Genomic DNA, 12,572 nt, shown 5'->3' with positions numbered 1-12,572 from the left:
CCCCCCCCCCCCCCCCCCCCCCCCCCCCCCCCCCCCCCCCCCCCCCCCCCCCCCCCCCCCCCCCCCCCACTACCGTCAGTCGACGCAGAGGGTGCCTTGTGCCTTGCCACCGTCGATGCGTTGCCGGCAACCGAAGTTCTGGCTGACATCACGCTGGCAGGTGCCGGTTGCCACCGCGCCTGCGGTCACCTCGGCGGACGCCAGGCACTGGCCGCTGCAGTCGCTCTTGCTGCTGCAGGACTTGCCGGCGTCGGCATAGGGAATCACACACTGCACCCGTTGCAGGCGGCCCAACGGCTGCAGGGTGCCGCCCGCCGCGCGGCAGTCCACATCGCGTGCTTCTTCATAGGCTGCAGCGGCTTCAGGGCTGTCGGCCACCGTGGCTGCCGCGCCTGCATCGTCACTGGCCGGGGGTGCACTGCTGCAGGCGGCAAGCAGCACGCCCAGGGCAGCGCTGGCAAGGAATCGGAGGCGCATGGCGGTACCTGGTCAGTGAGGACGGCGCCAGCATACGCACCCGGCGATGCAGGTGGCGTGTCAGCCGGCGTTGCCGTCTTCCTCTCCGTCGGCAGAGGTCAACTGCTGCAACGGATCGGGGGTCAGCTCAGGGGGCAACGCGCGCTTTGATTTGCTGCCCAGTTCGGCAAGTCGGCGGGCACGGCTGATGGCTGACTGCGGCGAATCGATCAGGCGGTTGCGCGCGTCGGCGTAAGCCTTGCCTGCATCGTCGAGCTTCCTGCCCATGGCATTGAAGTCCTGCAGGAATCCGGTCAGGGCGTCCAGCACCAGTCCACCGGCTTCACTGATCTTCAATGCCTGCTTCTGCACCTTGTCACGTGTCCACAGACGCTCGGCCACCCTCAACAGGGCCATCAGCGTATTGGGCGAGGCAAACACCACGCGGTTGTCGAATGCATAAGCCTGCAATGCCCCATCCGCGCCCAGTGCCGCCGACAGTGCGCCTTCGATGGGAACGAAAGCGATGGTGATATCCAGAGTCTCGCTGCCAAGAGCCTTCGGATAGTTCTTTTCGCCCAGATCCTTGACGTGCTGGCGCAGCGCCACCGCATGGCGGCGCAGTGCATCTTCGGACTGTTCCGGCGTGGCGGCATTCATCGCTTCCTGCCAAGCGATCAGGTTGACCTTGCTGTCGATCACCACGCTGCGCTCATCGGGGAACTGCACCACCACGTCCGGCCGCAGGCGCGCGCCCTCATCATCCACCGCGTGCTTCTGCCGCTGGTAGTGGACGCCTTCCTCCAGGCCTGAGCCACGCAGCACGTTGTCGAGCATCAGCTCACCCCAGTCGCCGCGTACCTTGGCACTGCCTTTCAGTGCATTGGTCAGCGCCGAGGCCTGTGCGGCCATGTCCTGGTTGAGGGTCTTCAGTTCGCCCACCGCGCCAAGCAGGCTGGCACGCTGCCGCGCCTCTTCCCCGTACAGCGTGTCGACCCGGTTGCGGAAATCCCCCAGCCTGTCGGCAAAGGGTTTGAGCAGTCCTTCGATGTCCGCGCGTGACTGCACCGTGGCCTGGCGCACGTTCTTTTCGAACTGTTGCCCGCGTTCGTCGAAAACCTTGCCCGCCAGTTCCGCGAAGGCACCGGACAGTTTTTCCTTGGCGGTATCCAGATAGCTGCGCAGTTCGGCGCTGGCGCGTTCGGAATGCTGCAGGTTGGCCAGGGCGCGCGCGTGTTCGCCATGAAGTTGCTGGTAACGCTGCTGCGCCTGCTGCAGCTCCGTGCTGGACTGGGCCAGATCGGCCCGTACCTGCGCCAAGGCAGCTTCGCGCTCGGCCAACATCGCTTCACGACTGGACGCCAACGCGGCCTCCCGCTCCACGCGTGCGGTCAGGGTAGTGACAAGCTGGGCGTGCTGCTGGCTTCGGCCGCGCTCGCTTTCCAGCTCCGCCAGCAAGGTTTCCAGCCGCCCTCTCAGTTGGCCGGCGTCAACCAGTGCGAGGCGATGCTGTTCGCGTTCGGTAACCAGCTGTTGCTGTACTTCGGCAGCGGGTGCGCTGGTGGATGCGCGACGCCACAACAGCACCAGCACCAGCAGCGTCGCCAGCAGCAGCGCCACGGCGACAATCATGAGGACTTCGATGTTCATGCGGCCAGTGTAGCCCCGCTGCGCTAGCCTTGGTTGGACCACGACGGACCCGCCCATGCTTGTTCTCTACGGAAAGCCCACCTCGATCAACGTGCGCAAAGTGCTGTGGCTGTGCGCCGAACTCGATCTGTCGTTCTCCCATGATCCGGCACCTGCGCCGGACGTGCTGTCCACGCTGAATCCGAACCGGCAGGTACCGGTGCTGCGCGATGGCGACTTCGTGCTGTGGGAGTCCAACAGCATCTGCCGCTACTTGGCCGCCCGGCAGGGACGAGACGATCTGCTGCCGGCCGCTGCACAAGCCCGTGCCCAAGTCGAGCAGTGGATGGACTGGCAGGCCAGCGACCTCAACAGCGCTTGGCGCCACGTGTTCATGGCCCGCGTGCGCCAGCACCCCGACTTCGCGGACGACGCACGCGCCGAGGCAAGCCTGGAACAATGGAACCGCCTGATGACCGTGCTCGACCACCAGCTTGCCGCCAGCAATGCCTACGTGGCGGGCACCGACTTCAGCCTGGCCGACATCGTCCTCGGCCTGTCGACACAGCGCTGGCGCAGCACCCCCGGCAACAAACCGGCGCTGCGCCACGTAGACGCCTGGTTCGAACGCCTGCGCCCCCGGCCCGGCTTCGCCGAGCATGTGGACAACGGCGTGGCGTAGCACGCTTGCTTGGCTTCATCCACGCATGGCGTGGAGCTACTGTATCGACCAAGGTCGACACCTACCAACAGCGGCGGGAAACCGTCGAAGGCGGGGCGGTGTGGGTTGGCAGGACCGTTGGCGCCATGGATGGCGCCATCGAGCCCCCATGGACGGGTTTACGGCGTGTCCTGCCTGCCCACACCGTCCCGCCAACCCGCAGGAGCCCCGCTTTGGCTTTGGCTGTTGCTGTCGCCTCTGCGGGTGCCGGGCGCAGCCCGGCGTTACCAGCCTTCCAGCACGATCTTGCCCTTGGCCCGGTGGCTCTCCAGCAGCGCATGTGCGCGCCGCAGGTTGGCCGCGTCAATGCGCCCGAAGTGCTCGCCCAGCGTGGTCTGCAGCACGCCGGCATCGACCAGATCGGCCACCCGGTTCAGTAGTTCGTGCTGGCGCTGCATGTCCGCGGTCCTGTACAGCGGCCGGGTGAACATGGATTCCCAGTGCAGCGACAGCGCCTTGCGCTTGAGCGCCATCACATCGATCTGGCCCGGATCATCGATCAGCCCCAGCTGCCCCTGCGGCGCCAGCAGCTCGACGAGCTGCGCGTAGTGCTGGTCGGTGTGGGTCAGGCTGGCCACATGGTCCACCTGGGTGATGCCCAGCCGGGCCAGGCCCTCGGCCAGCGGCCGGGTGTGGTCGATCACATGGTGCGCGCCCATCGCCTGCACCCAGTCCTGGGTCTCCGGGCGCGAGGCGGTACCGATCACCGTCAGCTTCGTCAGCCTGCGCGCCAACTGCACCAGGATCGAACCCACGCCACCCGCTGCACCGATCACCAGCAGGGTCTGGCCCTCGCCGCCGCCTTCGGCAATACGCAGGCGGTCGAACAGCAGTTCCCATGCGGTGATCGCGGTCAACGGCAGCGCCGCAGCGGCGGCATCGTCCAGGCTGGCCGGCTTGCGGCCAACGCTGCGCTCGTCCACCAGCTGGTATTCGGCGTTGCTGCCCGGGCGATCGATCACGCCGGCGTAGTACACCGCATCGCCGGGCTGGAACAGGGTTACCTCGCTGCCGACCGCTTCGACCACACCGACCGCATCCCACCCCAGCACGCGCGGGCCGTCGGTGGCGGCGCCGCGCCGCACCTTGGTGTCGACCGGATTCACCGCCACCGCGCGCACCGCCACCCGCAGGTCGCGCGGGCCCGGCTGGGGCAGGGGCAGCTCGAGATCGATCAGGGCCTGCGGGTCGTCGATCGGCAGGCCGGCTTGGGTGTAGGCAATGGCACGCATGGGGGATATCCAGGGAGGAGAGACCACAGCGTGCGCCGTGCGCAGGGGGGCGGAAAGGCGCAGAATCGGTCAACACTTTCACTGCAGCAATGAAAATGGTCCGCTTCGACGATCTGCAGCTGTTTGTCCGTACCGCCGCGCTGGGCAGCTTCTCCCAGGCCGCGCGCGAGGCCGACCTGCTGCCGGGCCAGGTTGCCGCGGCGGTGGCACGGCTGGAACGCGAACTGGACCTGCGCCTGTTCGTACGCACCACCCGCAGCCTGCGGCTGACCGCCGAAGGCGCGCTGTATCTGCCCTACGCACAGGAGGTTCTGAGCACCCTGCGCGAAGGCCAGGCGCGGGTGCAGGGCGAGGACGCCGAACTGCACGGCACCCTGCAGTTGTCGGCGCCGTCGGACTTCGGCCGCAACCTGCTGCTGCCGTGGCTGACCGCGTTCCGCGCGGCGCATCCACGGCTGCGCCTGCACCTGCGCCTGTCCGACGAAGTGGCCGACGTGTTCCGCGACCCGGTCGACGTGGCCATCCGCATCGGCCACTTCGACGACGCCAGCTACGTCGCCCTGCCTTTGCTGGAACAGAACCGGCGGGTGCTGGCCGCGTCGCCCGGGTACCTGCGGCGGCGTGGCACGCCCAGCCGCCTGGAAGATCTGCGCGAGCATGATTGCCTTGTCTACCAGCTCGGCGGCCGCGCCTACGATCGCTGGTCGTTCGAGATTGAGGGGCGCCGCGTGGTGATCCCGGTGCGCGGGCCGCTGGTCTGCGACGACGCCGACGTGGTGCGGCGCTGGGCGGTCGCCGGCGAAGGCATCACCTACAAGTCCTGGCTGGACGTCCGCGACGACGTGCTGGAAGGGCGCCTGCAGGTGCTGCTGGATGGCATCGGCAGCCACATTCCCCTGCAGCTGGTCTGCCCCCATCGCAAGCAGTTCTCACCGGCGGTGCGGCAACTGCACGCGCAGCTGCGCCAGCATCTGCAACCGCTGCTGTCCGCCATGCCCGGCAATGGCGACACGCCCCTGTCGCCTGCGCCAGCACTGGCCGACAATGGCGCTCCCCCGTTGTAAGAGAGTCGCGCCATGCCGTGGATGGGCATCCAGGACCTGTGGACCTTCCTGCTCGCTGTGCTGGTGTTTCTGGCGCTGCCCGGGCCGGGCACCTTCACTCTGCTGACCGCTACGGGTCGCGGCGGTGTGCGCGGCGGCTACACGGCGCTGGCCGGCCTGCTGGTCGGCGACCAGATCCTGATGTGGCTGGCACTGGCCGGCGTGGCTGCGCTGCTGAAGGCCAATCCGACGGTGTTCCATGCCGTGCAATATCTGGGCGCGGCGTATCTGGTGTGGGTCGGCATCAGCCTGCTGCGCACGCCCAAGGGTGACGGTGCCGACGTTGGCCCGGTGCGCATGCAGCCCGGACGCTACTTCCACCAGGCGATCCTGGTCAGCCTGCTCAATCCGAAGGCGATCCTGTTCTACATGGCCTTCCTGCCGTTGTTCATCGACCCGAAGGCCCACCAGGGCATCGCTACGTTCGCCGCGCTGGCCGGGATCATCTTCGTGGTCAGCATCGCCTACTGCTCGCTGCTGATCTGGGTCGGCAACCTGGCCCGCCGCCGGTTGATCCAGCACCCGCGGGTCAGCGATGCGCTACGGCGTGTTGCCGGCCTGTTCCTGGTCGGCTTCGGCATCCGCCTGGGCCTGAACGGCTGAGATCCCGTCGGCCTGGCAGGCCGCGCGCAGGTGGTCGATGAACACCCGCAGCTTGGGCGCCATATGCTCGCGCGCCGGGTAGTACAGATGAAAGCCGGGGAACGGCGGCTGCCAGTCCTCCAGCACGCTGCGCAGGCGGCCGGCAGCCAGGTCGTCGGCGACCAGTGAGGCGAACCCCTGCGCCATGCCCAGCCCAGCCAGCACCGCCGCATAGGCCAGTTCGGCGTCGTTGAACACCAGCCGGCCCTCGACGGCTACGTCCAGGTCACGCCCCTCACGGCTGAATTCCCAAGGCATCAGCCGGCCATTGGCGCGGCGATGGACGATACAGTCGTGGCCCTGCAGCTCCTGCGGGCTCTGCGGCACACCGTGGCGCGCGAAGTAGCCCGGCGTGGCCACCACCACCTGGCGCTCGGGCGGCCCGATCGGCACCGCGATCATGCCCTGCGCCAACGATTCCCCCAGGCGGATGCCTGCGTCGAAACCCTCGGCGACCAGATCGGTCAACGCCGGTTCCACGCACAGTTCCACCTCCACCTGCGGATACCGGGCCAGGAAGGACGGCAGCGCCGGCAGGACCCGGCGCTCGGCAACGATGCGTGGCAGGGTGATGCGCAGCCGACCGGCCGGCACGGTCCGCGCGCTGTCCAGGTCTTCGAAGGCCGATTCGATCTGTGCCAGCCCGCCACGTACGCGCTGCAGGAAGCGCGCACCGTGCTCGGTCAGGCCCACCCGGCGCGTGGTCCGTTGCAACAGGCGCACGCCCATCCGCGCTTCCAGCACGCGCACGCTCTGTGACAGTGCCGAGGTCGAGACACCAAGCGCATCTGCGGCGCGGGTAAAGCTGGCGTGGTCGGCCACATGGACAAACGCGACCACCGCCGACAGCGGTGCGGAGGGATCCATTGTGAAGCCTTCCTTCATTGTCAGTTCGGCTGTGTCCAGTTTATCCATAGGATCATCGGACGGATGCTTTCCCTCCCGGCGGCACACCGCCTCCTCCAATGGAATGCCACATGTCACTTGATCACTACCGCCTGCTCGGTCGCTCCGGCCTGCGTGTCAGCCCGATGGCGCTGGGCACGATGACCTTCGGTGCCGACTGGGGGTGGGGCGCGGACGAAGCCGAGGCCCGCCGCATCTTCGATGCCTACGTCGAACGCGGTGGCAACTTCGTTGATACCGCAAACAACTACACCAATGGCAGCGCCGAGACGCTGCTCGGGCGATTCGCCCAGGGTCGCCGCGAACGGCTGGTGATCGCCAGCAAGTACACCCTGGCGACCGTGCCCGGCGATCCGAACAACGCCGGCAACCACCGCAAGAGCATGATGCGCTCGGTGGAGGACAGCCTGCGCCGGCTCGGCACCGACTACCTGGATCTGCTGTACCTGCACGCCTGGGACGACACCACCGGGGTGGACGAGGTGATGCGCGGTTTCGACGATCTCGTGCGCAGCGGCAAGGTGCTGTATGCCGGCATCTCGGACACGCCGGCCTGGCAGATCGCCCGCATGCAGACCCTGGCCGACCTGCGCGGTTGGGCGCCGCTGGTGGCCCTGCAGATCGAATACAGCCTGATCCAGCGCAGCGTCGAACAGGAGCTGCTGCCGATGGCCGAGGCGCTCGGGTTGGGCGTGGTGGCGTGGTCGCCGCTGGGCAGCGGGGTGCTGACCGGCAAGTACAGCGCGGCTGATCTCACCACGGCCGAGCCGCCGGAGGCTACGCCGGGCGGTTCCCGGCGCAACGTGGCCCTCATCAATGGCGCGTTGACGCCACGTTCGTTGAACATCGCCGGGGAAGTCGCTGCCGTCGCGGCGGAACTGTCGCACTCGGCTGCGCAGGTCGCTCTGGCCTGGCTGCTGCAACGACCCGCGGCCGGGGCCATGCCGATCGTCGGTGCACGCACCCTGGACCAGTTCGAACACAACCTGGCGGCGCTGGATCTGGCGCTGCCGGCTGAGGCGCTGGCACGGCTGGATGCGATCAGCGCGGTCGCGCCTGCCTTCCCGCACGACTTCCTGCAGATGCCGCTGCCACGCATGCTGATGAGCGGTGGTACGCGTCTGCAGCCACGCGCGCTGGGCAGGTAACAGCGGGGGCGCGCTATGCTGGCGCCCCTCGTTGGACAAAAGCGCCATGGCCGCAACACCAACGCTCGCGGTCGCAGCAGCCCTGGTGCTGCTGCTTGCCAGTGGACCGGCCACGGCCGCACCGGACCACCGCTGCCTCAGCGGTGGCCGCGACAACACGATCCACCTGGAATGGCGCTGGCTGGACGATGGCCGCGCCGATGTGCGCTACGCCGGGCACAGCGAGCGCCTGCCACTGCGCCGGGTCTCCGAACAGACTACGGTGCTGGACGAAGACCGCCCCTACCAGTTCGATACCGTCTGGGAAGAGCGCGTGGACGGTCGCATCAACGGTCACTACACACTGAGCACGCAGGGCGCACGGATCTACAGCTTCAGCTACGTGCGTGCCCGGGACGGTCGCCGCACGGACTTCGACGAAGACGTCAACGCCTTCCAGGACGACGGCTGTCACTGGTAGGCACCTGCGCTGAGGCCGTTTGTGCCGTTTCCGGCAGAGTGCCCAGCGTCCAGCGCGCGCTGTGTCGGCCATGACCCCCGTCAGTGGCAATGCTGCGCTGCGTTCGGTCACACTCGGGGACTTGTCGTTCTCAGTCACCCCTTCCGAGGCCTGCATGTCCCTGCTCCGGCGCAAGTCCCTAGATTCCGTCACTGTCCATGAAGCCGGCCGGCGTCTGGTCCCGACCCTCAGCTGGCCGCACCTGATCGCGCTGGGCATCGGCGCCATCGTCGGCACCGGCATCTATACCCTGATCGGCGTGGGTGCCGACCGCGCTGGCCCGGCCGTGCTGATCTCCTTCGCCATCGCCGGCGCGGTGTGTGCCTGCGCGGCATTGGCCTACGCAGAGCTGTCCACGATGATGCCTGCCGCCGGCAGCGCCTATACCTACAGCTACAGTGCCCTGGGCGAAGTGTTTGCCTGGGTGGTGGGCTGGAGCCTGATCCTGGAGTACTCGCTGGTGGTGAGTACCGTGGCGGTCGGCTGGTCCGGTTACTTCGTCGGCTTCCTGGAATGGGTGCATACCCAGTTCGGCTGGGACCTGCGCCTGCCGGCGATGCTCGCGGCAGGCCCGCACGTCGATGGCGGCATGATCAACCTTCCCGCCATCGTCATCACCTGGCTGGTGGCCCTGATGCTGATGGCCGGTACCAAGGAAAGCGCCACCCTCAACGCGATCCTGGTCGTGTTCAAGCTGATCGCGCTGGCGATCTTCGTGGCGGTGGCCCTGCCGGCGTTCGACGCCAACAACCTGCAGCCGTTCATGCCTTACGGATTCGCCAAGACGCTGGGCCCGGATGGCGTCGAGCGCGGCGTGATGGCGGCGGCGGCGATCATCTTCTTCGCGTTCTACGGCTTCGACGCGATCTCCACCGCCGCCGAAGAAACCAAGAACCCCGGGCGCGACCTGTCCATCGGCATCATCGGCTCGATGGTCGGCTGCACCATCGTGTACGTGCTGGTGGCGCTGGCCGCGATCGGTGCGATGAGCTACACCGTGTTCGGCCAGAGTGCCGAGCCGCTGGCATTGATCATGCGCCAGCTGGGCCAGCCCACCGCCGCGATGCTGATCGGCGTGATCGCGATCATCGCCCTGCCGACCGTGCTGCTGGCCTTCCTGTACGGCCAGAGCCGCATCTTCTTCGTCATGAGCCGCGATGGACTGCTGCCGCGTGGCCTGTCCAAGGTCAACGCACGTACCGGCACGCCGGTGGCGACCACGCTGTTCACCGCCCTGGTGGTGTCGGCACTGGCCGGCGTTGCACGCCTGGACGAGATCGCCGCACTGGCCAATGCCGGTACCCTGGCCGCGTTCACCGCCGTTGGCATCTGCCTGGTGGTGCTGCGCGTGCGTGAGCCGAACCGCGAGCGCACCTTCCGCACGCCATTGGCCTTCATCGTCGGCCCGCTGGCGGCGCTGGGCTGCATCTACCTGTTCATCAGCCTGCCGCACACCACCCAGCTGTACTTCCTGGCGTGGAACGTGGTCGGCCTGGTGCTGTACTTCGCCTACAGCCGTCGCAACGCGCTGATCGGCCGGTAAAGGCAGCGCCGGGCCATGCCCGGCGGTCTTTGGGTCGTGCCGGCCGCTGGCCGGCAACCTTCGTATCAATTGGCTGCATGCAGTTGCCGGCCAGCGGCCGGCACTACCGTTTGAGCTGGCGCTTCAGCGTGGCATCGAGGGTGATCGGCCGATCCCAGTGCTCGTAGCTGGCCACGATGGCGTGGCGAACGGCCCGGTAGTGCAGGTTCTGCGGCTTGGCCGGCATCCGCTTCACCACCTCGGCCCAGCCGCCCTCGGGGTCCTGGCTGAAGGCGCGCACGCTGTCGCGGCAGGTCTGGCCACTGGCCTTGGCCCAGAAACAGGCGAAATAGATGTCGCCGGCCTGCCACCGGTGGGTGGTGGCCAGCGCGGCGATGTAACCGCGCGGTACACCGGCATAGCGCGATACCTCGTCGAGGAAGGCATCGGGGTAACGCTCGGCGTAGTGGTTGATGTCGGCCAGCTGGGTGTCGACCCAGGCATCGCCGGTATCCACCTCATAGGTCGCCGAACGTTCGGCGGTCTGCTGCGCCAGCACGATGGCCGGCGCCAGCAGCAGGGACAACAGCAGGGCGCGCAGTGGCAGTTTCATCCTTCGATTCTGCCGCAGCGGCCGCGCCGTGTCAGGCCGCGGCAGCGGCCTTGGCCTCGATCGTCGCCAGCGCCGCCGGCCAGTCCCAGGCGGTATCGGCGTTGACCATGCGTGGTTCGTCGTCAGCCACGCCGTGCTGGGTCTCGTGCGCCCAGGTCACCGCGTACGGGGTGTGGATACCCCAGCCGCCGAGGGTGATCACCGGTTCGATGTCCGAGCGCAGCGAATTGCCGACCATCACGAACTGCTGCATCGGCAAGTCGAATTCGGCCAGCACGCGGGCATAGGTTTCCGGGTCCTTCTCGGACACGATCTCGATGCGCGGGAACAGGTCCGCCAGCGCCGCGACCTTGATCTTGGCTTCCTGGTGGAACAGGTCGCCCTTGGTGATCAGCACCACCGGGTACTGCGCGGCGATGGCGGCCACCGACTCGCGTACGCCGTCGATCAGTTCGACCGGGTGGCGCAGGGTGTCATGGCCGATGTCGAGGATGCGCTGGATGTCCTTGGCTTCGATCCGCTGCGAGGTGATCTCGATGGCTGCTTCGATCATCGACAGCGTCATGCTTTTCACCCCGTAACCGAACACGCCGAGGTGGCGCTGCTGCACTTCCAGCAGGTGGCGGGCGGTCTGGGTGTCGTGGACGTCGATGTAGCGCGACAGCAGGTCCAAGTAATCCTGCTCGGCCTTGCGGTAGTAGTCCTCGCTCTTCCACAGCGTGTCATCACCGTCAAAACCGACCAGGCCGATGGCGCGCGAGGGCGCAGGCGTGGAGGTGTTCATCGCCCTAGGATACAGGCGCGGCGATGACGAAAAAAACCCGGGTGGCCGAAGCCACCCGGGTTGCCCATGCACCGGTTGTCCCGAATTCAACCGTGGATCAGCGACCCTGGCCCGCGGCCGTGCCACCCGCGCCGGCACCCGCCTGCTGGGCGGCCACGTAGGCCTTGTACTCGTCGGCGCTCAACTGGCCGTCCTTGTTGGCATCCGCCTGGTCGAACACCTGCGCAAGGCCCGCATTCACCTGCGACTCGCTCTTGCTGATGGTGCCGTTGCCATCGGTATCGATGCTGGCCCACGTCTGGCCGCCGCCGTTGGCCTGCGCCGAGGCTGCTGCGGCCGCGTCGGTGGCCTGGTCAGCCGCCTGGCCTGCCTGTGCCGCCGCCTGCTGGGCCTGTGCCGCTTCGTTCTGTGCATGCGCGGCCTGCTGCTTGGCCGACTGCGCCATCGCCGGGATGGCCAACACGCTGCCGGCGGCGACGATCAGGGCGATCAGGGGCTTGCGGTTGCGAATAGTCATCTGGGGTGTCTCCTGAAGGGTGGTAGTGCGCGGTCGTTGTCTCCGCACGGCACCTACCCTGCCACCGCGTTTCTGAATCGATTTTGCGCCGCGATTCCCTCGAACACGCATGGTTAACCACTGGCGCAGACGCATGCGTTAGCGCGGTGGTTAGTGCGAAGTGAGCAGACAGTAAGACGAGCATTCAGCGCTGCACGATTTAACCGGCAGCGAACGAAAAACCTGCGTCAGTCGACGGTTTTTTCCGATGACCGCGAACTGAACAACACCCATCCCAATGCAACACCGGAGAGCGCACCGGCGATCTCCAGCACCACGCGGCTGCCCAGTTCGTTCGGATCGTGGATGGTGGACAGGAACAGGCGCGCATACAGCGGCGACTCCAACCGCACGATGCCCATGTAGAACAGCTTCCAGGCATCGATGCCGGCGGAGATGATCACCGCGATCACGCACGACCAGCCGATGGCATGGCCCACGGTCCAGTGCAGCAGCCGGCACAGGTGGTGCCACAGGAAATACACCAGCAGGCCGACCAGCAGGGCGATGAGGCCCGCCTCAAGCGTACCGAGCAGGCCGAAATGCAGGGGAAGGTTCATCGGGCGGGGACGCAGGAGAAGGCGGCCAGTGTAAGGGGTATCGGCAGGGCTGCGCCCTGTACCTGCCGAAGCCAGGGCAACGGCAACCGCCAAAGCAACAGCGGGCGTTCCGTGGGATGGCGGGGCGGTGTCGGATTGCGGGGACGCCGCAAGTACGTCCCTGTAGGCTCAGCCGCGCCATCCATGGCGCGGATGCCCCGC

General features: G+C 67.4%; 14 protein-coding genes. 6 read left to right on the top strand and 8 right to left on the bottom strand.

What is annotated here, in order from left to right:
- Positions 1-75 precede the first annotated feature (75 nt).
- Both AC3WTC_RS20160 and AC3WTC_RS20155 read right to left on the bottom strand, forming a co-directional pair.
- Positions 76-477 (bottom strand): hypothetical protein, encoded by a 402-nt coding sequence (locus tag AC3WTC_RS20160; RefSeq protein ID WP_032978518.1) that lies wholly within the window; start codon positions 475-477, stop codon positions 76-78.
- A gap of 60 nt (positions 478-537) precedes the next feature.
- Entirely contained in the window at positions 538-2,106 is a 1,569-nt protein-coding gene (locus AC3WTC_RS20155; RefSeq protein ID WP_025875621.1) for a DNA recombination protein RmuC, read from the bottom strand.
- 55 nt (positions 2,107-2,161) lie between these two features.
- Between AC3WTC_RS20155 and AC3WTC_RS20150 the strand changes: the two genes are divergently transcribed.
- Positions 2,162-2,767, top strand: a complete 606-nt coding sequence (locus AC3WTC_RS20150; protein WP_492712391.1) for a glutathione S-transferase family protein — start codon at positions 2,162-2,164, stop codon at positions 2,765-2,767.
- Between the two features lie 263 nt (positions 2,768-3,030).
- Here AC3WTC_RS20150 and AC3WTC_RS20145 read toward each other — a convergent pair whose 3' ends face one another.
- A complete protein-coding gene (locus tag AC3WTC_RS20145; RefSeq protein ID WP_140228097.1) occupies positions 3,031-4,038 on the bottom strand; it encodes a zinc-binding alcohol dehydrogenase family protein in 1,008 nt (335 codons plus the stop codon).
- A gap of 89 nt (positions 4,039-4,127) precedes the next feature.
- Here AC3WTC_RS20145 and AC3WTC_RS20140 point away from each other — a divergent pair, with 89 nt between their 5' ends.
- Positions 4,128-5,102, top strand: coding sequence for a LysR family transcriptional regulator (locus AC3WTC_RS20140; protein ID WP_081794606.1), 975 nt, complete (start codon positions 4,128-4,130; stop codon positions 5,100-5,102).
- 12 nt (positions 5,103-5,114) lie between these two features.
- On the top strand, positions 5,115-5,744 hold the full coding sequence (gene leuE / locus AC3WTC_RS20135) for a leucine efflux protein LeuE (RefSeq protein ID WP_025875614.1): 630 nt from the start codon (positions 5,115-5,117) through the stop codon (positions 5,742-5,744).
- On the opposite strand, the gene AC3WTC_RS20130 is transcribed toward leuE, so the two are convergent.
- Positions 5,682-6,650 (bottom strand): LysR family transcriptional regulator, encoded by a 969-nt coding sequence (locus AC3WTC_RS20130; RefSeq protein ID WP_180831663.1) that lies wholly within the window; start codon positions 6,648-6,650, stop codon positions 5,682-5,684. The genes leuE and AC3WTC_RS20130 overlap by 63 nt on opposite strands.
- A 110-nt stretch (positions 6,651-6,760) precedes the next feature.
- Here AC3WTC_RS20130 and AC3WTC_RS20125 point away from each other — a divergent pair, with 110 nt between their 5' ends.
- The 3 genes from AC3WTC_RS20125 to AC3WTC_RS20115 all read left to right on the top strand — a co-directional run bounded on the left by AC3WTC_RS20125 (position 6,761) and on the right by AC3WTC_RS20115 (position 9,879).
- On the top strand, positions 6,761-7,837 hold the full coding sequence (locus AC3WTC_RS20125) for an aldo/keto reductase (RefSeq protein ID WP_080277669.1): 1,077 nt from the start codon (positions 6,761-6,763) through the stop codon (positions 7,835-7,837).
- 46 nt (positions 7,838-7,883) lie between these two features.
- Positions 7,884-8,297, top strand: coding sequence for a hypothetical protein (locus tag AC3WTC_RS20120; protein WP_025875608.1), 414 nt, complete (start codon positions 7,884-7,886; stop codon positions 8,295-8,297).
- Positions 8,298-8,451: 154 nt separating this feature from the next.
- Positions 8,452-9,879, top strand: coding sequence for an amino acid permease (locus AC3WTC_RS20115; protein ID WP_032978503.1), 1,428 nt, complete (start codon positions 8,452-8,454; stop codon positions 9,877-9,879).
- 103 nt (positions 9,880-9,982) lie between these two features.
- Here the strand turns inward: AC3WTC_RS20115 and AC3WTC_RS20110 are convergent, their stop codons facing one another.
- From AC3WTC_RS20110 to AC3WTC_RS20095, 4 genes are all read right to left on the bottom strand, one after another.
- Positions 9,983-10,471, bottom strand: a complete 489-nt coding sequence (locus AC3WTC_RS20110; protein ID WP_033830185.1) for a hypothetical protein — start codon at positions 10,469-10,471, stop codon at positions 9,983-9,985.
- Positions 10,472-10,502: 31 nt separating this feature from the next.
- Positions 10,503-11,255, bottom strand: a complete 753-nt coding sequence (locus AC3WTC_RS20105; RefSeq protein ID WP_032975604.1) for an HAD family hydrolase — start codon at positions 11,253-11,255, stop codon at positions 10,503-10,505.
- A gap of 97 nt (positions 11,256-11,352) precedes the next feature.
- The gene (locus AC3WTC_RS20100; protein WP_025878233.1) at positions 11,353-11,772 is read right to left on the bottom strand and encodes an EF-hand domain-containing protein; all 420 of its coding nucleotides are present in this window, start codon (positions 11,770-11,772) and stop codon (positions 11,353-11,355) included.
- Positions 11,773-11,999: 227 nt separating this feature from the next.
- Positions 12,000-12,371 carry a hypothetical protein gene (locus tag AC3WTC_RS20095; RefSeq protein WP_025878234.1) on the bottom strand — a complete coding sequence of 124 codons (372 nt, stop codon included), beginning with the start codon at positions 12,369-12,371 and terminating at the stop codon, positions 12,000-12,002.
- Positions 12,372-12,572: the final 201 nt, after the last annotated feature.

The organism is Stenotrophomonas sp. FW305-C-20-S1, assembly GCF_058783335.1.
Note: the sequence above shows the minus strand (reverse complement) of the source record. Positions and strands in the feature narration are given on the sequence as shown.

What these genes read in the sequence shown, in the direction of transcription:
- AC3WTC_RS20160 (WP_032978518.1), bottom strand. Translation starts at nt 477, where the DNA reads ATGCGCCTCCGATTCCTTGCCAGCGCTGCCCTGGGCGTGCTGCTTGCC.
- AC3WTC_RS20155 (WP_025875621.1), bottom strand. Translation starts at nt 2,106, where the DNA reads ATGAACATCGAAGTCCTCATGATTGTCGCCGTGGCGCTGCTGCTGGCG.
- AC3WTC_RS20150 (WP_492712391.1), top strand. Translation starts at nt 2,162, where the DNA reads ATGCTTGTTCTCTACGGAAAGCCCACCTCGATCAACGTGCGCAAAGTG.
- AC3WTC_RS20145 (WP_140228097.1), bottom strand. Translation starts at nt 4,038, where the DNA reads ATGCGTGCCATTGCCTACACCCAAGCCGGCCTGCCGATCGACGACCCG.
- AC3WTC_RS20140 (WP_081794606.1), top strand. Translation starts at nt 4,128, where the DNA reads ATGAAAATGGTCCGCTTCGACGATCTGCAGCTGTTTGTCCGTACCGCC.
- leuE (WP_025875614.1), top strand. Translation starts at nt 5,115, where the DNA reads ATGCCGTGGATGGGCATCCAGGACCTGTGGACCTTCCTGCTCGCTGTG.
- AC3WTC_RS20130 (WP_180831663.1), bottom strand. Translation starts at nt 6,650, where the DNA reads ATGGATCCCTCCGCACCGCTGTCGGCGGTGGTCGCGTTTGTCCATGTG.
- AC3WTC_RS20125 (WP_080277669.1), top strand. Translation starts at nt 6,761, where the DNA reads ATGTCACTTGATCACTACCGCCTGCTCGGTCGCTCCGGCCTGCGTGTC.
- AC3WTC_RS20120 (WP_025875608.1), top strand. Translation starts at nt 7,884, where the DNA reads ATGGCCGCAACACCAACGCTCGCGGTCGCAGCAGCCCTGGTGCTGCTG.
- AC3WTC_RS20115 (WP_032978503.1), top strand. Translation starts at nt 8,452, where the DNA reads ATGTCCCTGCTCCGGCGCAAGTCCCTAGATTCCGTCACTGTCCATGAA.
- AC3WTC_RS20110 (WP_033830185.1), bottom strand. Translation starts at nt 10,471, where the DNA reads ATGAAACTGCCACTGCGCGCCCTGCTGTTGTCCCTGCTGCTGGCGCCG.
- AC3WTC_RS20105 (WP_032975604.1), bottom strand. Translation starts at nt 11,255, where the DNA reads ATGAACACCTCCACGCCTGCGCCCTCGCGCGCCATCGGCCTGGTCGGT.
- AC3WTC_RS20100 (WP_025878233.1), bottom strand. Translation starts at nt 11,772, where the DNA reads ATGACTATTCGCAACCGCAAGCCCCTGATCGCCCTGATCGTCGCCGCC.
- AC3WTC_RS20095 (WP_025878234.1), bottom strand. Translation starts at nt 12,371, where the DNA reads ATGAACCTTCCCCTGCATTTCGGCCTGCTCGGTACGCTTGAGGCGGGC.